This window comes from Mycobacterium sp. NGS41 (assembly GCF_059812725.1).
Window position 1 is genome coordinate 140,842 of record NZ_JCALDF010000001.1, and the last position, 20,044, is coordinate 160,885.

23 protein-coding genes are annotated in these 20,044 nt (G+C 65.8%); 15 read left to right on the forward strand and 8 right to left on the reverse strand.

Annotated elements, in window-relative coordinates; translation table 11 throughout:
* The first annotated feature begins 7 nt into the window (after positions 1-7).
* From AC5Y21_RS00695 to AC5Y21_RS00705, 3 genes are all read left to right on the forward strand, one after another.
* The gene (locus AC5Y21_RS00695) at positions 8-1,492 is read left to right on the forward strand and encodes an aldehyde dehydrogenase family protein (protein WP_499908409.1); all 1,485 of its coding nucleotides are present in this window, start codon (positions 8-10) and stop codon (positions 1,490-1,492) included.
* A gap of 116 nt (positions 1,493-1,608) precedes the next feature.
* Positions 1,609-2,757, forward strand: a complete 1,149-nt coding sequence (locus AC5Y21_RS00700; protein WP_499908411.1) for a thiolase family protein — start codon at positions 1,609-1,611, stop codon at positions 2,755-2,757.
* Entirely contained in the window at positions 2,754-3,548 is a 795-nt protein-coding gene (locus tag AC5Y21_RS00705) for a crotonase/enoyl-CoA hydratase family protein (protein ID WP_499908413.1), read from the forward strand. Before AC5Y21_RS00700 ends, AC5Y21_RS00705 begins: the two co-directional genes overlap by 4 nt.
* Before the next feature lie 30 nt (positions 3,549-3,578).
* Here AC5Y21_RS00705 and AC5Y21_RS00710 read toward each other — a convergent pair whose 3' ends face one another.
* Positions 3,579-4,592 (reverse strand): NAD(P)/FAD-dependent oxidoreductase, encoded by a 1,014-nt coding sequence (locus AC5Y21_RS00710; RefSeq protein WP_499908415.1) that lies wholly within the window; start codon positions 4,590-4,592, stop codon positions 3,579-3,581.
* Positions 4,589-5,089, reverse strand: a complete 501-nt coding sequence (locus AC5Y21_RS00715) for an isoprenylcysteine carboxyl methyltransferase family protein (protein ID WP_499908417.1) — start codon at positions 5,087-5,089, stop codon at positions 4,589-4,591. Before AC5Y21_RS00715 ends, AC5Y21_RS00710 begins: the two co-directional genes overlap by 4 nt.
* A gap of 186 nt (positions 5,090-5,275) precedes the next feature.
* On the opposite strand from AC5Y21_RS00715, the gene AC5Y21_RS00720 reads away from it, so the two are divergent.
* A complete protein-coding gene (locus tag AC5Y21_RS00720; RefSeq protein WP_499908419.1) occupies positions 5,276-6,421 on the forward strand; it encodes an NAD(P)H-binding protein in 1,146 nt (381 codons plus the stop codon).
* Positions 6,418-7,140, forward strand: a complete 723-nt coding sequence (locus tag AC5Y21_RS00725) for a CPBP family intramembrane glutamic endopeptidase (protein ID WP_499908421.1) — start codon at positions 6,418-6,420, stop codon at positions 7,138-7,140. Before AC5Y21_RS00720 ends, AC5Y21_RS00725 begins: the two co-directional genes overlap by 4 nt.
* On the opposite strand, the gene AC5Y21_RS00730 is transcribed toward AC5Y21_RS00725, so the two are convergent.
* Together AC5Y21_RS00730 and AC5Y21_RS00735 are read right to left on the reverse strand one after the other, a co-directional pair.
* Positions 7,141-8,517, reverse strand: a complete 1,377-nt coding sequence (locus AC5Y21_RS00730; RefSeq protein ID WP_499908423.1) for a DUF2867 domain-containing protein — start codon at positions 8,515-8,517, stop codon at positions 7,141-7,143.
* A gap of 76 nt (positions 8,518-8,593) precedes the next feature.
* Positions 8,594-9,406 carry an enoyl-CoA hydratase gene (locus AC5Y21_RS00735; RefSeq protein ID WP_499908425.1) on the reverse strand — a complete coding sequence of 271 codons (813 nt, stop codon included), beginning with the start codon at positions 9,404-9,406 and terminating at the stop codon, positions 8,594-8,596.
* 124 nt (positions 9,407-9,530) lie between these two features.
* On the opposite strand from AC5Y21_RS00735, the gene AC5Y21_RS00740 reads away from it, so the two are divergent.
* Positions 9,531-10,616: a CaiB/BaiF CoA transferase family protein gene (locus AC5Y21_RS00740; protein WP_499908427.1), complete on the forward strand. Its 1,086-nt coding sequence runs from the start codon at positions 9,531-9,533 to the stop codon at positions 10,614-10,616.
* Positions 10,617-10,681: 65 nt separating this feature from the next.
* Positions 10,682-11,434, forward strand: a complete 753-nt coding sequence (locus tag AC5Y21_RS00745) for a 3-hydroxyacyl-CoA dehydrogenase (RefSeq protein ID WP_499908428.1) — start codon at positions 10,682-10,684, stop codon at positions 11,432-11,434.
* 145 nt (positions 11,435-11,579) lie between these two features.
* On the opposite strand, the gene AC5Y21_RS00750 is transcribed toward AC5Y21_RS00745, so the two are convergent.
* On the reverse strand, positions 11,580-11,711 hold the full coding sequence (locus AC5Y21_RS00750) for a hypothetical protein (RefSeq protein WP_499908430.1): 132 nt from the start codon (positions 11,709-11,711) through the stop codon (positions 11,580-11,582).
* A gap of 248 nt (positions 11,712-11,959) precedes the next feature.
* On the opposite strand from AC5Y21_RS00750, the gene AC5Y21_RS00755 reads away from it, so the two are divergent.
* Together AC5Y21_RS00755 and AC5Y21_RS00760 are read left to right on the forward strand one after the other, a co-directional pair.
* Positions 11,960-14,323 carry an MMPL family transporter gene (locus AC5Y21_RS00755; protein ID WP_499908432.1) on the forward strand — a complete coding sequence of 788 codons (2,364 nt, stop codon included), beginning with the start codon at positions 11,960-11,962 and terminating at the stop codon, positions 14,321-14,323.
* A gap of 38 nt (positions 14,324-14,361) precedes the next feature.
* A complete protein-coding gene (locus tag AC5Y21_RS00760; RefSeq protein ID WP_499908434.1) occupies positions 14,362-15,003 on the forward strand; it encodes a class I SAM-dependent methyltransferase in 642 nt (213 codons plus the stop codon).
* A 36-nt stretch (positions 15,004-15,039) separates the two neighbouring features.
* Here the strand turns inward: AC5Y21_RS00760 and AC5Y21_RS00765 are convergent, their stop codons facing one another.
* Positions 15,040-15,753, reverse strand: coding sequence for an SIR2 family NAD-dependent protein deacylase (locus AC5Y21_RS00765; protein WP_499908435.1), 714 nt, complete (start codon positions 15,751-15,753; stop codon positions 15,040-15,042).
* A gap of 37 nt (positions 15,754-15,790) precedes the next feature.
* On the opposite strand from AC5Y21_RS00765, the gene AC5Y21_RS00770 reads away from it, so the two are divergent.
* The gene (locus AC5Y21_RS00770; protein ID WP_499908437.1) at positions 15,791-16,156 is read left to right on the forward strand and encodes an Rv1152 family transcriptional regulator; all 366 of its coding nucleotides are present in this window, start codon (positions 15,791-15,793) and stop codon (positions 16,154-16,156) included.
* 8 nt (positions 16,157-16,164) lie between these two features.
* On the opposite strand, the gene AC5Y21_RS00775 is transcribed toward AC5Y21_RS00770, so the two are convergent.
* Both AC5Y21_RS00775 and AC5Y21_RS00780 read right to left on the reverse strand, forming a co-directional pair.
* Positions 16,165-16,998 (reverse strand): class I SAM-dependent methyltransferase, encoded by an 834-nt coding sequence (locus AC5Y21_RS00775; protein ID WP_499908438.1) that lies wholly within the window; start codon positions 16,996-16,998, stop codon positions 16,165-16,167.
* On the reverse strand, positions 16,995-17,519 hold the full coding sequence (locus tag AC5Y21_RS00780; RefSeq protein ID WP_499908440.1) for a DUF1697 domain-containing protein: 525 nt from the start codon (positions 17,517-17,519) through the stop codon (positions 16,995-16,997). The genes AC5Y21_RS00775 and AC5Y21_RS00780 overlap by 4 nt, the downstream gene beginning before the upstream one ends.
* A 55-nt stretch (positions 17,520-17,574) precedes the next feature.
* On the opposite strand from AC5Y21_RS00780, the gene AC5Y21_RS00785 reads away from it, so the two are divergent.
* From AC5Y21_RS00785 to AC5Y21_RS00805, 5 genes are all read left to right on the forward strand, one after another.
* Positions 17,575-18,018, forward strand: coding sequence for a PPOX class F420-dependent oxidoreductase (locus tag AC5Y21_RS00785; RefSeq protein ID WP_499908441.1), 444 nt, complete (start codon positions 17,575-17,577; stop codon positions 18,016-18,018).
* 22 nt (positions 18,019-18,040) lie between these two features.
* Positions 18,041-18,214: a DUF5302 domain-containing protein gene (locus AC5Y21_RS00790; protein ID WP_499908443.1), complete on the forward strand. Its 174-nt coding sequence runs from the start codon at positions 18,041-18,043 to the stop codon at positions 18,212-18,214.
* Positions 18,215-18,422: 208 nt separating this feature from the next.
* Positions 18,423-18,749, forward strand: coding sequence for a hypothetical protein (locus AC5Y21_RS00795; protein WP_499908445.1), 327 nt, complete (start codon positions 18,423-18,425; stop codon positions 18,747-18,749).
* Positions 18,750-19,252: 503 nt separating this feature from the next.
* Positions 19,253-19,837: an HhH-GPD-type base excision DNA repair protein gene (locus tag AC5Y21_RS00800; RefSeq protein WP_499908447.1), complete on the forward strand. Its 585-nt coding sequence runs from the start codon at positions 19,253-19,255 to the stop codon at positions 19,835-19,837.
* A gap of 51 nt (positions 19,838-19,888) precedes the next feature.
* A complete protein-coding gene (locus AC5Y21_RS00805; RefSeq protein WP_499908449.1) occupies positions 19,889-20,035 on the forward strand; it encodes a DUF1059 domain-containing protein in 147 nt (48 codons plus the stop codon).
* The last annotated feature ends 9 nt before the right edge of the window (positions 20,036-20,044 follow it).

Genomic DNA, 20,044 nt, shown 5'->3' on the forward strand with positions numbered 1-20,044 from the left:
AACAAACATGGCTGACACTGTAAAGGTCCGGTTCGAGCCGAAGATGATGATCGACGGCAAGCTCGTCGACGGTCAGGCCGGCACCTTCACCAACATCAACCCGGCGACGGAGGAAGCGCTGGGCGAGGTCGCCGACGCGTCCAAAGAGGACATGCACCGAGCCATCGACGCCGCCCGGCGCGCCTTCGACGAGTCTGATTGGTCGACGAACCGCGAGTTGCGCAAGCGCTGTCTGTTGCAGCTGCACGACGCGATCGAGGAGGAGAAGGAAGAGCTGCGCGAGGAGCTCATCCTCGAGGTCGGGTCGCCGCGGGCGATCACGTTCGGCCCCCAACTGGATGCGCCGCTGGCCGACGGGTTGAAGTACCCCGCCAGGCTGATCGACGAGTACGCGTGGGAGACCGACCTCGGCGACCGAGTGATCAGCCTCACCGGCGCGAACACCACCATCAAGGTCTGGCGGGAGCCGGTGGGCGTCGTCGGGGCGATCGTGCCCTGGAACTTCCCCTTCGAGGTCACCCTCAACAAGCTCGGCCAGGCGCTGGGCACCGGCAACACCGTCGTGCTCAAGCCGGCGCCCAATACCCCGTTCAACGCGACCCGGTTGGGTCGGCTGATCGCCGAAAAGACCGACATCCCCGCCGGCGTCGTCAACGTCGTCACCGCATCGGATCACTTTGTGGGCGAAGAGCTTACGCTGTCGCCGAAGGTCGACCTGATCTCGTTCACCGGCTCGACGGTGGTCGGCAAACGCATCATGGAAAAAGGCGCGGCGACCATGAAGCGGCTGTTCCTCGAGCTCGGCGGCAAGTCGGCAACGATTGTGTTGGAAGACGCCGATTTCGGCCTGGCCTGCGCGATCGGCATCGCGCCGTGCATGCACGCTGGGCAGGGGTGCGCCAACCCGACCCGGATGCTGCTGCCGCGGTCCCGCTACGACGAGGGGGTGGCGATCCTCAAGAGCATCTACGAGAACGTCACCTGCGGCGACCCGCAAGACGCCGGAACCCTTTGCGGCCCGGTGATTTCGGAGAAACAGCGCGATCGAGTCATGGGCTACATCCGCAAGGGCGTCGAAGAGGGCGCGACGGCGCTGGTCGGCGGACCCGATGCCGAAACCGGGTTCGACAAGGGATTCTTCGTCCGCCCAACACTTTTCACCGACGTCGACAACAAGATGACCATCGCTCAGGAGGAGATCTTCGGCCCGGTGCTGTCGGTCATCCCGTTCGACGACGAGGAGGACGCGATCCGGATCGCCAACGACAGCGTGTACGGCTTGGCCGGCAACGTGATGTCGGGTTCGCTGGAGCGTTCGCTGGCGGTGGCCCGTCGGATCAAGGCCGGCTTCATCGGCGTCAACGGCGGCGCACCATACGGTGCCGACACACCGTTCGGCGGATACAAGGACAGCGGGGTGGGCCGGCAGAACGGTATCGCCGGCTTCGACCAGTACACCGAGATCAAGTCCGTGGGGTACCCCGCCGGGTAAGCGCGCAACGCACGCTAATCCCGCTCAAACCACCCCGGCCACGGCCCGTCCAACGCGTTGGTTGACAATCGAGTGAAGATCACGATTCGCTGAGTCTGCGTCAAAGGAGTCCACTCATGGCTGAAGCCGTCATCGTCGAGGCTGTACGTTCGCCCATCGGCAAGCGCAACGGGGGCCTGTCCGGCGTGCACCCCGCCGACCTATCCGCGCAGGTCCTCAACGGATTGGCCACCAAGGCCGGCATCGACCCCGAGATCGTCGACGACGTCATCTGGGGCTGCGTCATGCAGGCGGGTGAACAGGCTCTCGACATCGGCCGTACCGCCCTGCTGACGGCCGGCTGGCCCGAGACCGTCCCAGGGGTGACCGTCGACCGGCAGTGCGGGTCCAGCCAGCAGTCCGTCCACTTCGCCGCGGCCGGCGTGGTGGCCGGGCACTACGACGTCGTCGTCGCCGGTGGTGTGGAGTCAATGTCGCGGACCCCGATGGGCGCATCGCTGGCCAACGGCGGACGGCCGTACCCGGAGGCGTTCTTGGCCCGCTACGAGGGCAAGATTCCCAACCAGGGGCTGGGCGCGGAGATGATCGCCGAGCAGTGGGGACTGGACCGCGTCGCCCTCGACGAATTCTCTCTGGCTTCACACGAAAAGGCTGCTGCTGCTCAGGATTCCGGTGCTTTTGACGACCAGATCGTTGGCATCAAAGACCAAGATGGCAACGTCGTGCTTAAGGACGAAGGCATTCGACGCGGTACTCCGATGGAGAAGATGGCTTCGCTGAAGCCGGCGTTCAAGGAAGACGGCGTGATCCACGCCGGCAACTCCTCACAGATCTCCGACGGCTCGGCCGCGCTGCTGTTCATGTCCGCCGAAAAGGCCAAGTCGCTGGGAATGAACCCAATTGCCAAGGTGCACACCGCGACACTGGCCGGAGCCGACCCGGTGATCATGCTGACCGCGCCTATCCCGGCGACCCAGAAGGTGCTGAAGCGCTCCGGGCTGAGCATCGACGACATCGGCGCCTACGAGGTCAACGAGGCGTTCGCTCCGGTGCCGCTGGCTTGGCTGCGTGACATCGGGGCCGACGAGAAGAAGCTCAACCCCAACGGCGGCGCGATCGCACTCGGTCACCCGCTCGGCGGTTCAGGCGCGCGCTTGATGACCACCCTGCTGTACCACATGCGGGACAAGGGAATTCGCTACGGTCTGCAGACCATGTGTGAGGGCGGCGGCCAGGCCAACGCGACCATCCTCGAGTTGCTGTGACCGATGGCGAGCAGCCCGGTGCGCTCGTCGAGCACCGGGGCAACGTCATGGTCATCACGATCAACCGGCCCGAAGCCCGCAACGCGGTTAACGCGGCCGTAAGCATCGCCGTCGGGGATGCGCTCGAAGCGGCGCAAAACGATCCCGAGGTGCGGGCCGTGGTGATCACCGGCGCTGGTAACAAATCCTTTTGCGCCGGAGCCGATCTCAAGGCGATCGCACGCCGGGAGAACCTGTACCACCCCGATCATCCCGAATATGGCTTCGCCGGTTACGTGCACCATCTCATCGACAAGCCCACCATCGCGGCGGTCAACGGCACCGCACTGGGTGGGGGCACCGAACTGGCGCTGGCCAGCGACCTGGTGGTGGCCGACGAGCGCGCCCAATTCGGGCTGCCGGAGGTCAAACGGGGTCTGATCGCCGCTGCCGGTGGCGTTTTCCGGATCGTGAAACAGCTCCCGCGCAAAGTGGCGATGGAACTGCTGTTGACCGGTGAGCCGATGACCGCGGCCGACGCCTTGGAATGGGGTTTGATCAACCAGGTGGTCAAGGACTCGGTGCTGGACGCGGCACTCGCGCTGGCCGCGCGGGTGACCGTGAACGCGCCGCTGTCGGTGCAGGCCAGCAAGCGCATCGCCTACGGCGTCGACGACGGCGTCATCGCCGGCGAGGAAGCGGGCTGGGACCGAACCGTGCGCGAGATGCGTTCGCTGATCAGATCAGAGGACGCCCGGGAGGGGCCGCTGGCATTCGCCGAGAAGCGGGAGCCGGTCTGGAAGGCGCGTTAGTGGCGATCGCAAGCGCGGCGCCACCATCCGCTAAGACGCCAGGACGTTCAGTCCGTACTCGAACGTGCCGGGTAGCAGCGCGAAGGCCGGCACGATGCCGCGTCGCGCCGCGCGCGGCGCGCTGGCCAGCACCAGGCCGCGGGTGAGCCACCGGTAGTTGCGCGTAAGCCGTTGCCAGGCAGCCTCGTACGACGCCGGTGCGTCGTTGACGATCGCCGCGACAGCGGCGCCGGCCTGCTTGACGGCAAGGCTGATGCCCTCGCCGGTCAGCGCATCCTCGTATCCGGCCGCGTCGCCGACCAGCAGCACGCGTCCGGCAACCCGCCGCGACACCACCTGCCGCAGCGGGCCGCAGCCACGCGTCGGTCCGCGGCCGGCGCCGCGCAGCTGCTGAGCCAAGCGCGGGAACCACGCCAGGTCGGGTCGTTCGCGAGCCAGAATCGCCACGCCGACCAGGTCCGGTTCCACCGGCGTCACATACGCCTCGCCCCAACGGGACCAATGCACCTCGACGAACTCCGACCATGCCGGCACCCGGTAATGCCAGCGCATGCCATAGCGCCGCGGCGTTCCGGCCGTCACTTTGATACCCACCGCGCGCCGCACCGACGAATGCAGTCCATCGGCTGCCACCAGCCATTTCGCCCGCACACCGGCGGCCGTGACGCCATGCGCGTCCTGCTCGACGCTGGTCACGCGCGTCGGGATCCAGTCCGCGTCTTCCTCTTTGGCCCGCGACGCCAGCGCCGCGTGCAGCGTGGTGCGCCGCACGCCCCGCCCCGGCCCGCTGCGAAATTGCGCCTCGGCCCGACGCTGTTCACTGACATACGCGATCCCGTGAAAGGGCAGACCGGCCGGATCCACGCCGAGCGACGTCAATTCGGCCACGCCGCCGGGCATCAGCCCCTCGCCGCAGGCTTTGTCGATGGGACCGTCCCGCGGCTCGGCCACGATCACCGAAAGCCCTTGTCTACGAGCGTGTAACGCCGTTGCGAGGCCGCCGGGGCCACCGCCGACGATCAGCAGGTCGGTGTCGAAGGTCACGAGTAGCCCAACGCGGAATTCTCGACTCGGATCCGCACGGTCAGCAGGATCGCATTGGCCACCGTGAAGGTGGCCGCCGTCAGCCACGCGGTATGTACCAGCGGCAACGCGAATCCTTCGGCAACCACGGCAACATAGTTGGGGTGATGCAGCCACCTGTAGGGGCCGCGTCGCACCAAAGGCGCTTCCGGTAGGACGATCACCCGGGTATTCCACCGTCGGCCCAGCGACGCGATGCACCACCAGCGCAGTCCCTGGCTGAGCGCCGCCACGGCCAGCATCGGCCAGCCGAGCCACCCGATGAACGGCCGGTGCAAGGCCCATGTTTCGACCACGCAGCCGAGCAGTAGCGCGGCGTGGATGACAACCATCACCGGGTAATGGGCTCGCCCAACTTCTCTGCCGCCCTGGGCAAAAGACCATTGCGCATTGCGCGTGGATAGCACCAGCTCCACAAGTCGTTCGATCACGACCGCCAGGATCAACAGGTAATACACGGATCTATCCCTACCATTCGACTAGACCCGGCATTGCGCCCCATGCAGTGACTCACGTTGCAGCCCCCGCGGTGGTTCAACTTGGCTGTCTGGGGCTCGAGCGTGCGCAAATGTACGCATCTGACGGCGTGTCCTCGTACAAACACGCACGCTCGCGGGAAAACCGCCTGAGCTAGGTTGGAGTCTGTGCGGATTCTCGTCACCGGTGCCACTGGCTACATCGGATCGCGCCTGGTCACTGCCCTGCTCGCGGACGGCCATCAGGTGCTGGCCGCGACCCGCGATCCCGACCGACTCAGCCGTTTGGGTTGGTTTGACGACGTAACACCGGTCGTTTTCGACGCGTCGGATCCTCCGTCGGCGCGGGCCGCCATGCAGGCCGCAGGACCGTTCGACGTGGTGTATTACCTGGTGCACGGCATCGGCCAACCCGACTTCCGGCAAGCCGACCGGGCCGCCGCCACCGCCGTCGCGACGGCGGCCAGAGATGCCGGTGTGCGACGCATCGTCTACCTGGGCGGCTTCGTGCCCGACGACGAAGCGTTGTCCGAGCATTTGTCCAGCAGGGCAGAGGTCGCCGAGGCCCTGACCGTCGAGGACGGTCCGGAACTGGTGTGGTTGGGTGCCGCCCTGATCATCGGCGCCGGGTCGACGTCGTTCGAGATGCTGCGCTACGTCGGCGACCGGTTCCCGCTGATGCCGATACCGGACTGGATGGAGAATTCGATCGACCCGATCTCCATCCGCGACGTGCTGCACTACCTTGTGGCCGCGGCCGACGCCGACCGGGTGCCTGCCGGTGCTTATGACATCTGCGGCCCCGACACCACCTCCTACCGGAATCTGCTCAGGGCGTATTCGCGGATTTCCGGCAGATGGCAAGCGACGCTGCGGGTGCCCAGAGTTCACCCCGCGGTGGCATCGCGGGTCACGGGCCTCGCGCTGCCGGTGCCGCAGGGATTGGCCGGCGATCTGGTCGAATCGCTGGACCACCCGATGCTGGCATCCGATGCCGGCCTGCGCGAGCGGGTGCCCGATCCGCCCGGCGGCCTGCTCGGTGTCGACGACGCCATTGCGCTGGCTTTGGCGGACCGGTCCAAGCGCCCCCGGCCGGTCAACGAGCTGGCTGACCCCCATCACCTCGCCGACAGCGATCCAATCTGGGCCGGCGGTGACGCACTACGCATCCGGCGGCTGGCCCGGGCGGTGACGCCACCCATCGCGCGGCCCACCCTGCGCCTGGTCAACTTGGTTCCGGGTCCGCTCGCCGGAGCGCTTCGGACTGGACTGGACATGCTGCTCACCCTGACCCCGAAGGTACGTCCTGCATGAGCGAGACCAGCACTCCGTACCGGACCAGCGTCGGCGCAGAGTTGCGCCGTGCGATCACCAATGTCGCTGTGCCACACCATGAGTCACCTGGAGTTGTGCGGCGCAGGCGCGTCGTCGTCGCTGTCACGCTGGTGATCGGTGCGGTGCTGCTGGGGTTTTCACTGCGGCGACACCCGGGTGAGACGAGTTTCTACTGGCTCACGCTGGCACTGGCGGCCGTGTGGCTCTCCGGTTCGTTCCTCTCCGGGCCGCTGCATCTCGGCGGTATCTGCTGGCGCGGTCGCAACCAGCGCCCGGTCATCACGGGAACGACCATCGGGCTGTTGCTCGGTGGCGCGTTTGTGGTCGGCGGACTCATCGCCAGAGAGATTGCGCCGGTAGCGCACTTGATCACGCGGGTGTTGCAATACGCCAACCAGGGATCGTTTCTGCTGATCGTGCTGATCACCTTGATCAACGGCATTGCCGAGGAAGTCTTCTTCCGCGGCGCGCTCTACACCGCGTTGGGCCGCCGTTCTCCGGTCCTCATTTCGACCGTGTTGTACGTCATCGCCACACTGGCCAGCGGAAACGTGATGCTGGGCTTTGCCGGGATCATCCTCGGAACCGTGTGCGCGTTCGAACGCCGGGCCAGCGGCGGGGTGCTGGCGCCCATGCTGACCCACTTTGTGTGGGGTCTGATCATGGTGCTCGCGCTGCCGCCGCTGTTCGGCGTCTGACTATCCGGCCGTGACGACATTTCGCGCCAACGCGCGTAACGCCGCAGCGTGCAAGGGACGCAACACAAACCAGTACATGCGGCCCCGAACGCCGCGGGGAAAAAGGATCGCCCGCTGCTGATATCTGCTGCCACCGGTTTGTCGCGGGGTCACCGTGATCTCCAGCCACGCCTCACCCGGTGAGCGCACTTCTGCCCGCAGCCGCAGCCTGTTGCCCGGCCCGCGCTCTGCGACGCGCCATCGCTTGACGGAACGGTGGCGCCGCGGGGCGATGGGAAACCATCGGCTGCCGTTCGCGACTTTCTCGGCCGTTCTCCAGACTTCGTCGGGCTCAACGGCGATCACAGCGGTCCGCACGTCGGTGTAGACGGCATCGCCGGCCCAGCCCGGATCGCTGGGCAGCGGCTCGGCCGGCTCGGCATCCAGCGAGACCCATGTCGCGTCGGCGCGACCGCGCGTCGCCTGGTTGAGTGCCAGCGCGACCGCGCAGCGGTAGCCGGTCAAGCCGTCAGGTGGCGGCTCGATGATCGTGTCGATATCGAAGTCGCGCATCACGGCATCGCATTCCAGTGATTCGATCAGCGGGCGTGCCAGGCCAGGCGGTATCGGAGTCACCGTCCCGACCCACAGGCTGGCGATCGTCGGCGTCAGGAACGGCAGCACGATCAAATAGCGCTTGTGCAGCCCTGCGACCTCGGCGTAGATCCGCATCATGTCGCCGTAAGTCAGCACGTCGGGGCCGCCGATATCCCACGCCCGCGAGGACGGCACCGCCGCGGTTGCCGCTGCGACCAGGTAATGCAACACGTCGCGCACGGCGATCGGCTGAATTCTGTTGTGCACCCACTTGGGCGTGGTCATCACCGGCAACCGGTCGGTGAGATGTCGGATCATTTCGAACGACGCGGATCCCGAACCGATCACAACTCCGGCCTGCAGCACCACGGTCTCGATGCCGGAGTTGATAAGTGCGTCCCCTACGGCTTTGCGCGATTCGAGATGCGGCGAGAGCTTGGTCCGCTCTGGATGCAAACCGCTGAGATACACGATGCGCCGCACTCCACTGCGACGCGCGGCCATCACGACGTGGTGCACGGCGCGGATCTCCTCGGCGGCGAAGTCCTTCGACGTACCCATCGAATGGACCAGGTAGTAGACGACGTCGATCCCGCTGAAGGCCGCGATCAACGAGTCGACGTCACCCAGGTCGCCCTGCACGACTTCGGCCCGCGAGCGCCATGGCACGTCGGCCAACTTCGCCGGTGTGCGGGCCAGCGCGCGAACCCGGTGACCCTCGTCGAGCAGTCGCGACACCAGTCGGGTGCCGATGTACCCGGTGGCGCCGGTGACAAGGCAGGAAATCTCTTCAGCCGACACGGGTCTCCGTTCTGTTCTCGCTTGCCGGTTATTCGGAGCCGACGCGAGGAAGGATTGCCGGTTCGGGGCTTAAAGATCAGGTGTCGGTGAAGTTGGGGTCTCGACGCTCCTGGAACGCCTTGGTGCCCTCTTTGAAGTCAGGCGCCTGCAACAGGCCGGACTGTCCGTCAAATTCACGCTCGAGCGCCGCGTCCAACTCCGTCAGCGTGGCCGCGTTGATCGCGCCCTTGGTCTTTGCGAGCGCCACCGCGGGGCCGGTCACCAACCTGGCGATTACCTTGTCCACTTCGGCGTCGAAGTCGTCGGCCGGATAGACCGCGCTCACCAGTCCCCAGGACAGGGCCTCGGTTGCCGGCAACCGCTCGGGGAGCAAGGCCATCCGCATCGCACGCGTGCGGCCGATCGCGGCGGCGACCAGCGCCGACGCGCCGCCGTCGGGCATCAGTCCGATCTTGGTGAAGGCAAGCATGAAAAATGCTTTGTCTGAAGCCAATACGACATCACAAGCCAGCGCGATGGAAACGCCGACGCCGGCGGCCGGCCCCTGCACGACGGCGACCACCGGGTGCGGCAGCGCGACGATGGCCCGGATCAGCCGATTGATTTCGAGGATGATCTCGTCCGGCGGGACTCCGGCGCCGTCGGACACGTCGTCGGCGCTGATGCCCGCTCCGGAGCTGAAGCCACGGCCGGTTCCGCCCAGGCGCACCACCTTGACTCCCGGATCGGTGGCCGCGCGTTCCATCGCGTCGGCCATTCCGGTGATCACCGGAACGGTCAGCGAGTTGAGGCTGTCAGGTCGGTCGATGGTCACCGACAGAACGCCGTCGGTCAGCCTGACGTCGAGACCTGCGACGGGAGTGAGGGTGGTGATTTCTGAATCCGGCATGGGCCTCACACTAGGTGACCGGGATGCAGGGCCTTCCACGGCGGCTGCGAAGATGCGAACAACCGGTTGTTCGATCGGCAGCCGGGCTTCGCAAACGTCGAAGCTGACGAAAGGTCGGTAAACCATGGCGGGACCTCTGAGCGGGCTGCGTGTTGTCGAACTGGCGGGGATCGGGCCGGGCCCGCACGCCGCAATGATCCTCGGGGACCTCGGCGCCGACGTGGTGCGCGTCGACCGCCCCTCAGCCGGTCCCGGCGGGCCCGCCAAAGACGCGATGTTGCGCAACCGCCGTGTCGTCGCTGCGAACCTCAAGTCGGACGAGGGCCGCGAGTTTGTGCTCAAGCTGGTTGCCAAGGCGGATGTGCTGATCGAAGGTTTCCGTCCAGGCGTCACAGAGCGGCTCGGCCTGGGGCCGGAGGACTGCGCCAAGATCAACGACAGGCTGATCTACGCCCGGATGACCGGCTGGGGCCAGACCGGCCCACGCAGCCAGCAGGCCGGCCACGACATCAACTACATCTCGCTGAACGGCATCCTGCACTCGATCGGCCGGGTCAACGAGCGTCCGGTACCGCCGCTGAACCTGGTCGGCGACTTCGGTGGCGGCTCAATGTTCCTGCTGGTCGGCATTCTTTCCGCGTTGTGGGAGCGGCAAAACTCCGGCAAGGGGCAGGTCATCGACGCGGCCATGATCGACGGCTCCAGCGTCCTGATCCAGATGATGTGGGCCATGCGGGCGACGGGGATGTGGACCGACGTCCGGGGCACCAACATGCTCGACGGCGGTGCGCCCTACTACGACACCTACGAGTGCGCTGACGGCCGCTATGTCGCCGTCGGCGCCATCGAGCCGCAGTTTTACGCGGCCATGATCGCCGGACTTGGGCTGGATGCCGCCAACCTGCCGCCGCAGAACGACGTCACCCGTTGGCCCGAATTGCGCGCGCTGCTGACGGAGGCCTTTGCCAGCCACGACCGCGACCACTGGGCCAAGGTGTTCGCCGATTCGGACGCCTGCGTGACGCCGGTGCTGGCGTTCGGGGAGGCGCACACCGAACCGCACGTCACCGAGCGGAACACTTTTTACGACGCCGACGGCGGTCCGCAGCCGATGCCGGCCCCGCGGTTCTCGCGGACGCCGCCGCAGCAGCCGCGCCCGCCTGCGGCACCGGTGACCGACATCGAAGAGGTCCTCCGCGACTGGGTATAGTCCCAACCAACCAGTAGGTTGATAGGCTCCGGCACGACCCCGCAAGGATTAGGAGAACAGCTCACATGGAAATCAGGGACGCCGTCGCCGTCGTCACTGGAGGTGCATCAGGTCTGGGCCTGGCCACCACCAAGCGGCTATTGGACGCGGGTGCGCAGGTGGTCGTGCTGGACCTCAGGGGCGAAGACGCGGTTGCCGAACTCGGCGATCGTGCGCGTTTCGCGAAGGCCGACGTCACCGACGAGGCCGCCGTGGCCAGCGCACTCGACACAGCCGAGTCGATGGGCACCCTGCGCATCGTGGTCAACTGCGCCGGCACCGGCAACGCCATCCGGGTGCTCAGCAAGGACGGCGTCTTCCCGTTGGATGCGTTTCGCAAGATCGTCGACATCAACCTGGTGGGCACCTTCAACGTGCTGCGGCTGAGCGCGGAGCGGATCGCCAAGACCGAACTCGTCGGTGAAGAACGCGGCGTCATCGTCAACACCGCCTCGGTCGCGGCATTTGACGGTCAGATCGGGCAGGCCGCCTACTCGGCGTCCAAAGGCGGCGTCGTCGGCATGACCCTGCCGATCGCGCGCGACCTCGCCAGCAAGAACATCCGCGTGGTCACGATCGCACCCGGCCTGTTCGACACGCCTCTGCTGGCTGGCCTGCCGGAACCGGCCCGGGAGTCGCTGGGCAAGCAGGTGCCGCACCCGTCGCGGCTGGGCAACCCGGATGAGTACGGAGCCCTCGCCGTTCACATCATCGAAAACCCGATGCTCAACGGCGAAGTCATCCGTTTGGACGGCGCCATCCGGATGGCGCCCCGCTAGCGACGGGAAATGCCGACAGGAAAAGGAAAGCCCCCCGCACCGCGGGGGGCCTCACGCGGCAACCACGGACGAAATTATCGACGGAACCACTGCTGAGCTCGGGGATTGGCTATAAGTAGCCGCGCAAAGATACCCATCGGAGTCCTCAGCTTGCTGTTGGCAGCGGGTGCCAGTCGTCAACCTGCTCCGAGGTCTCGCCTTCCACCAGCATGTCGCCATGGTAGAGAGCTTCGAAGTCAGCCTTGATGACGTCGGCGTTGGTGTCATCGATCCACATGACCATGAGCGTATGAGTCGCTATTAAGGAATCGTTGAGTCACGATTCGGAAAATGGTGGCAATTATTACCGACCGGTAGGGTAATGCCGCCCAAGAGCGTCGACGACCGGCGTTTGGCGATCGCTCTGGCCGATATCTGCGTCGGGTTGAACCTTCCGAGCATCCCCAGTCGTACCTAGTGCAGGTGTTGTTCGACACCTGTCAGTTAGCGCAGAAAACTTCCGGCACCGCAGCGAAGGACGTGAACATGCTGCAGAGGATCGCAAGACTGGCCATCGCGGCCCCACGACGAATCATTGCGATCGCGGTCCTCGTTTTCATCGCCGCCGCGGTGTTCGGCATCCCGGTCGCCAAGAGCCTGTCTCCCGGCGGTTTTCAAGATCCGAACTCCGAGTCCGCGCGTGCCATCCAGCTGTTGAGCGACAAGTTCCGTCAGAGCGGTCAGCAGATGCTGATCTTGGTGACCGCACCCGGGGGTGTAAACACCGACCGGGCCCGCCGGGGGGGCACCGACATCGTCGCGAATCTGAAGCGGTCGCCGCTGGTCTACGACGTGTCTTCGCCGTGGACCATGCCCGCGTCGGCGCCGCCCGAGGCTGCCGCCGATCTGGTGAGCAAGGACGGCAGGTCGGGTCTGATCGTGATCAACATCAAGGGCGGCGAGAACAACGCCCAGGTAAACGCCCAAAAACTGGCCGACCAGTTCGTCCACGACCGAGACGGCGTCACCGTCCTGGCCGGTGGCGCGGCAATGCAGTACGCGCAGATCAACCAGCAGAACCAGGACGACCTACTGGTGATGGAGATGATCGCGCTGCCGATGAGCTTCCTGGTGCTGGTGTGGGTCTTCGGCGGGCTGCTGGCGGCGGCGTTGCCGATGGCTCTGGGCGCACTGGCGGTCGTCGGGTCCATGTCGGTGTTGCGGCTCGTCACCTTCACCACCGAGGTGTCGGTCTTCGCGCTCAACCTGAGCACGGCGCTGGGCCTGGCGCTGGCCATCGACTACACGCTGCTGATCATCAGTCGCTACCGTGACGAGTTGGCCGAGGGCAGTGACCGAGACGAAGCGCTGATCCGGACCATGGCCACTGCGGGTCGCACGGTGTTGTTCTCGGCGACCACCGTGGCGTTGTCGATGTCGGCGACCGCGCTGTTCCCGATGTACTTTCTCAAGTCGTTTGCGTATGCCGGTGTGGCCACGGTGGCCTTCGTTGCGACGGCCGCCATCGTGATCACCCCGGCCGCGATCGTGCTCCTCGGTCCGCGGCTCGACACATTGGACGTGCGCCGGCTGTTGCGGCGAGCGCTGAGCCGTCCCGACCGGCTGCACAAACCGGTCGAGCAGATGTTCTGGTACCGGTCGAGCAAGTTCGTGATGCGCCGCTGGCTGCCGGTCGGTTTTGCCGTCGTTGCGGTGCTGCTGCTGCTCGGACTGCCGTTCTTCTCGGTGAAGTGGGGTTTCCCGGACGACCGGGTGTTGCCGGCTTCCGCGTCGTCGCACCAGGTCGGTGACCAGTTGCGCACCAACTTCGCGCACGATCCCGCGATGACGGTACCCATAGTGGTGCCTGTCGTCCCTGACGCCCGCGACTTGAGCCCGGCGGAGCTGGACCGGTATGCCGCTGATCTGTCACGGGTCCCCGAAGTGGCGTCAGTGACCAGCCCGACTGGAACATTTGTGGCCGGCCAGCGCAGGGGGCCACCGGCCGGGGCCGCCGGGTTGGTCGACGGCAGCGCATTCCTGACCGTCAGCAGCGCGGCCCCTGGGTTTTCGCAAGCCTCGGACAGCCAGCTCAGACGCCTACACGCGGTGCCCGGGCCGGGTGGCCGACACGTCGAGATGGCCGGTGTCGCGCAGGTCAACCGCGACAGCGTCGACGCTGTGACTAATCGACTTCCAGCGGTGTTGGGGCTGATGGCCGCCATCACTTTCGCGCTGCTGTTCCTGCTCACCGGCAGTGTGGTGCTGCCGGCAAAGGCCCTGGTGTGCAACGTGCTGTCGCTGACCGCGGCATTCGGCGCGCTGGTTTGGGTCTTCCAGGACGGTCATCTGGGCGCTTTGGGAACGACGCCGAGCGGGACGCTGGTGGCCAACATGCCGGTCCTGTTGTTCTGTATCGCGTTCGGGTTGTCCATGGACTACGAGGTGTTCCTGGTCTCCAGGATCCGGGAGTACTGGTTGGTTTCCGGAGCCGCGCGACCGGCAAAGCCGAGCCCGGCTGAGGCCTACGTCGCCAACGACGAGAGTGTGGCGCTGGGCGTGGCTCGTACCGGCCGCGTGATTACCGCGGCTGCCTTGGTGATGTCGATGTCGTTCGCGGCCCTGATCGCGGCTCACGTGTCGTTCATGCGGATGTTCGGCCTGGGCCTGACGCTTGCCGTCCTTGCGGATGCCACCCTGATCCGGATGGTGTTGGTCCCGGCGTTCATGCATGCGATGGGCCGGTGGAATTGGTGGGCACCCAAGCCGCTGGTGTGGATACATGAGCGGTTCGGCATCAGCGAGGCGGGCGCCGACTTCGTTGCTGCTCAACAGCGGCAAACCCCGGAGCCGGCGGATGTGGCGACGCGGCACAACGGGCGGCCCGTGCACGCCTCTTTGACCCGTTAGGGTGTCGATGAGCCCACACCATCAAAGGAGCTATCGGTATGACGGCGACTGTGGCCTCGGCGGTCGATAATCGATTCTTCGCCAGGATCTGGCCATTCGTCGCTACGCACGAGGCCGAGCCGGTGCGGGTCCTGCGGCGGGAGAATCTGGCCGGTTTGGCGGGCCGGGTGCTCGAGGTCGGTGCGGGTATCGGAACGAACTTCGCCCTCTATCCGCAGACCGTGGACGAGGTGGTCGCCGTCGAGCCAGAGCGCCGGCTCGTCGGCCAGGCCCGCGCGGCAGCGGCAAGCGCGTCCGTTCCGGTTGTGGTGCTGGGCCAGACGGTGGAGGAGTTCAGCGGCGAGGAGCCGTTCGACGCCGTGGTGTGCTCGCTGGTGCTCTGCTCGGTGGGCGACCCCGACAAGGTGTTGCGGCGTCTGCATTCCTTCCTGCGGCCGGGCGGGGAGCTGCGGTATCTCGAGCACATCGCCAGTGGCGGCGCGCGGGGACGATTGCAGCGGTTTGTCGACGCGACGTTCTGGCCCAAGCTGCTGGGCAATTGCCACACACATCGCGACACCGAGCGATCGATCGTGAACGCCGGCTTCGAGGTGGATAGCTCCAAGCGGGAGTGGACCTTGCCGCCCTGGGCGCCGGCGCCGGTGTCGGAATTGGTCGTGGGTCGGGCCCGGCGGCCCTAGTCGCGCGGGGCACTACCGCAGACTCGACGCACCAAACTACTTAAGCAGTGCGGGCAGCCGTTCTAACAACCCGGGCAACGCCCGACTCGCCGACTCGCGAATGCTGATGGTGGCGTTGCTGGTCAACGGCGTGGGCTCCGGATTGACCTCGATGACGGCCGTGCCGCGGGCCAGCGCCAGCTCCGGTAGTCCGGCCGCCGGATAGACGATCGCTGACGTTCCCACCACCACCATCACGTCGGCGGCCTCGGTCGCATCGACCGCGGCTTGCCACGGCCCTTGGGGTAAGGCCTCACCGAACCACACGATGTCGGGCCGAATCAGGCCGCCGCAGCGGCAGACCGGCGGCTCCACCTCGATGGTCGGCTCGGGCATCTCGGGCAGCGCCTCGGTGTATGCCAAACCGCAACGCTCGCAACGGAATTCGAAAAGACTGCCATGCAGGTGGTGTACCGGCGCGCTGCCCGCGCGTTCGTGCAGATCATCGACATTCTGGGTGATGACGCTTACCTCGGCATGGTCCTGCCAGGCCGCGATGGCGCGGTGCCCGTCGTTCGGTTCGACATTGCCCACCAGGTAGTGGCGCCACAAGTACCACCCCCACACCCGCTCGGGGTTGCTGCGCCACCCTCGGGTACTGGAGAGTTCGTAAGGGTCGAAGCGGGCCCACAATCCGTTCTTGTCGTCGCGGAATGTCGGGACCCCGCTTTCCGCGGAGATCCCCGCGCCGCTGAGCACCGCCACTCGCATCCCACAAAGATAGCCGGGCCTGGTAGATACTGGACATGTGGAACTGCGGGATTTGTTACGGGTGGACGTGAAGGCGGGCAAGCCGCTGTTCGACCAACTCAGAACCCAGGTCATCGACGGAGTCCGGGAGGGCGCGTTGCCGCCCGGCACCCGGCTGCCGACCGTGCGCGACCTGGCCGGACAATTTGGCGTGGCGGCCAATACCGTGGCCCGCGCCTACCGTGAGCTGGAGTCCGCGGCGATCGTCGAAACTCGCGGACGCTTCGGCACTTTCATCTCCCGCTTCGATCCGACCGATGCGGCCATGGCGGCCGCCGCGAAAGAATACGTGGAAGTGGCCAAAGCCCTCGGCCTGACCAAATCCGACGCGATGCGCTACCTGACGAACGTGCCCGACGACTGAAGCCTGCGTCAACCGAACTCCAGCAGGGTCAAGCACGGACGCAACACGCCAAGTACGGGCAAGCGATAAATCGCTGGCAGCGCCGTGCCGAACAACAGGCCGCGGCCCCGGCTCACCCGCAGATCGTGAACCGCGCGCACACCCGGCACCGTATTCGCCAGGTCGGCCGCTTGGGCAACCGACATGTTGAACGGCATCGGCGGAATGCGATAGCGCAGCGAGGTTCGTATCCCCAACCGGCTCCACATGCTCACGAATGGCGGTGGCAGGTCGAAGAGCAGCCGTCCGCCGGGAAACCTCTTGGCGCACTGCCCGATCAGCCCCAGCGCCTGCTCGGGCTGCAGATACATCAGCAATCCCTCAGCGGTGATGAACACGCCGTCAGATGCGTCAACGGAGTCCATCCAGGTGTAGTCGAGCGCGGACTGGGCGGAGACCGCGATCCGCGGCGACGACGGGAGCAACCGCGTCCGGATATCGATGATCGGCGGCAGATCGACTGTCAGCCAACGGAATTCGCCCTCAGGAAGCGCGGCGTCCACGCGCCAGAAGCTGGTCTGCAGGCCCTCGGCCAACGCGACCACCGTGGCCGACGGGTGTTCCCTGAGATAGGCGAGGGCCTGGTTGTCGAAGGCCCGCGCGCGCAATGCGATGTCCTGACGCGTCGGACCGAACTTGGCGAAGTCGAAGTGGATCGAGTCGACTAGGGTTACCGCCATCGGATCGTCGATGATCGGGTTGCGGCGGCGTGCTTCCGCGGCCCGCGCGTTCAGGGTCAACAGCGCGGTCTCGGACACCCCCGTGAGGCTGACCGACTCCTTTGCGGGCTCCGGGGCGCTCATCGCAGGATCTTGGCCAGCGTGCGCAGGTTGCGGGTCGTGGTCGACGACTTGTAGCGCGGCTTGCCCATCGTCTTGCCGATGGCGCTGTCCAGCGTGCTGCCTTTGGGGACCTGCCAGTAGATGACGCCCAGGGGATCGGGGCCGCGGCTGATCTTTTCCTTCCGCCCGGCCGTCAGTTCGGCGAGCTCGTCGAGAACGGCGGCGTCGGTGACGAACGTGACGTAGGACTGATATCCGTCCACCTCGCGCTCGAAGGGATACGCCTCGTCGATGGCGCGCACGGTATCAATGTCATAGGCCAGCACCCAGGCGTCGTAGCCGAACCTCTCACGCAATGCGGCTTCGGCCTGCTTGCGGACCGCCGCAACACCGGCGGACGACTTCAGCAGCACGTTGCCGCTGGCCAGGATGGTGCGCACATCGGAGAATCCGGCGTCGGTCAGGGCGGCTGCCACCTCGGCCATTTTAAGGTTGACGCCGCCGACATTGACGCCCCGCAGGAATGCCGCGTAGGTGGTCATGCTCCGATTCCATCAGGGCCCCCGAGAATCACGCAACGGCACGTAGGCTTTCGGCATGGGACGCCAAGTCTTCGACGACAAGCTGCTGGCCGTGATCAGTGGGAACTCGTTAGGGGTGCTGGCCACCATCAAGCGAGACGGTCGTCCCCAGCTGTCGAACGTGCAGTACCACTTCGATGCGCGCCGGGTGGCGGTGCAAGTGTCGATCACCGAGCCACGCGCCAAGACCCGGAATCTGCGCCGCGACCCGCGCGCCTCGCTCCTGGTCGACGCCGACGACGGATGGTCGTATGCCGTCGCCGAGGGCACGGCAGAACTTACGCCGCCGGCCGCTGCGCCCGAGGATGCCACCGTCGAGGCCCTGATTGCGTTGTATCGCAACATCGCCGGTGAACATCCGGACTGGGACGACTATCGGCAGGCGATGGTCACCGACCGGCGCGTGTTGCTGACACTGCCGATCTCGCATGTATACGGCCTTCCGCCGGGCATGCGGTAGTCGGTGACGATAGGCTGCCGGTATGCCTGAATCGAAGCCGCCGGAGGACGAGACCAAGCGCAAGTTTCGTGAAGCCCTCGACCGCAAGAGGGCGAAGTCCACGGACGGGTCGGATCACAAGGATGGCGGCGGCAAACAGTCGCGGGCGCACGGTCCGCTGGAGAGCCGCCGGGAATTCCGGCGCAAGAGCGGTTAGCCGTCAAAACTATTGCTGCAGTGCAAGATTAGTGCTCCGGCGCTATAGAAACGCTCGATTGCCGTATTTGTCCAGCGAGACGAGCTCACCTACGGGGCTCGTACGAAGAAGTCATGATCGACGGCGATTTTGCTGAACCCAGGACACTGCTGTTTGCTGGCCGTAAATTGGCAAGCATCGGGGAGCGAACGACAATCACAATACGGGGGTGACATCCTTGAACACATTCAAGAAAACCCTGGCGACGCTGGGCATTGCCGGAGTAGCCGCGCTCACTCTGGCCCCGATGGCCTCGGCCCAGACACCGCCCATTCCCGAGGGGGAATACACGCTGACCGTCACTGTCCCCGGCCAGCCACCCAAGTCCATGCCGATGCATGTCTACTACTGCGGTGACAGCTGCTTCTCACTGGGCAGTAAGCAGTATCACTTCGACCCGGCGAGCAACCAGTGGCAGGGTCCGAATGGGTGGACGACCGACGGAGTGACCTTCCAAGGAGCACCCGACGGGTCCACGGCAGTACTTACCCACTGATCCGCCACTAGACCCAGAACTGTCCCGACCAATGAGGAGTTGGGTGTCGCCGCGGTGGCGACTTGGTGGCCGCGTCGGCATCTGCCCCGGAATGGCCATTAGGCGGGCTAGAGCCAAGGCCGAAGACGGAAAGACCCCCTAGGTCACCGGCCCAGGGGTTCTACGTTTCGGCCGTCCGTTGTCATGGCGCATACGGGGAGCCTTGACTGTGGGGGCGAAGCTTGCGGTCTCAAGACTTGTGGGGTCGGTGGTCTTTAATCGCTCGCCATTGCTCGTCGGCGATGCCGACCGAGCGAGCTGCTTCCTGCAAGTCGCTCTGGCATCGTCACCGGCCTACCGCAGCTCTCGCGGCCTGGGCTTGGTGGCCGGTGTGGTCACGGCGGGCTCTCTCCTCATGGTCTGGGGCCCAGAAGAACGTCGCAGCGTCGACAGCCACTCGGCGGGGGATAGATTGTCTTCCATCTGCTACTGCTCCGTTGCGCCTCGAAAGGTTGGACAGCCCCGTGACGAGACTCTGCCTCGCCCAAGAGCGAGAGGCCGACGAACTCCTGTCGGAAAGCCCCTTCGCTCTGCTGGTCGGGATGGTTCTCGACCAACAGATTCCTCTCGAAACCGCTTTCGCGGGACCGAAGAAGATCGCGGACCGGATGGGCGGCTTCGACGCCGCCGAAATCGCCGACTACGACCCGGAGAAGTTTGCCGCGCTGTGCTCGGAAAGACCTGCAATACATCGCTTTCCGGGTTCGATGGCCAAGCGCATCCAGGCCCTCGCGCAGATCATCATGGATCGCTACGACGGCAACGCCGCCTCACTGTGGATGAGCGGTGATCCCGACGGCAACGAGCTGCTGCGCCGGCTCAAGGAGTTACCCGGCTTCGGTGAGCAGAAGGCGCGGATCTTCCTGGCGCTGCTTGGCAAGCAGTACGGCGTGACGCCGAAAGGCTGGCGAACGGCCGCCGGTGAGTTCGGCAAGGCGGGCACCCACCTATCCGTCGCCGATATCGTCGATGCCCAGTCACTGGGCAAGGTGCGGTCATACAAGAAGCAGATGAAGGCGGCGGCGAAGGCGGCTAAACCCAGTACGTAAGCAGTCGGTAGGCACTAGGAAAGCACTAGGAAGTCAAAGAAAGGCGGCAACGTGAAGACACATCTGACGTGTCCGTGCGGAGAAGCGCTGGTCGGCAAGGACGAGGACGACCTGGTGGAAAAGACACAGGCTCACCTTGCTGACGTTCACCCGGGTCTGGATTACGACCGCGACGCAATTCTGTTCATGGCCTACTAATATGCGCCG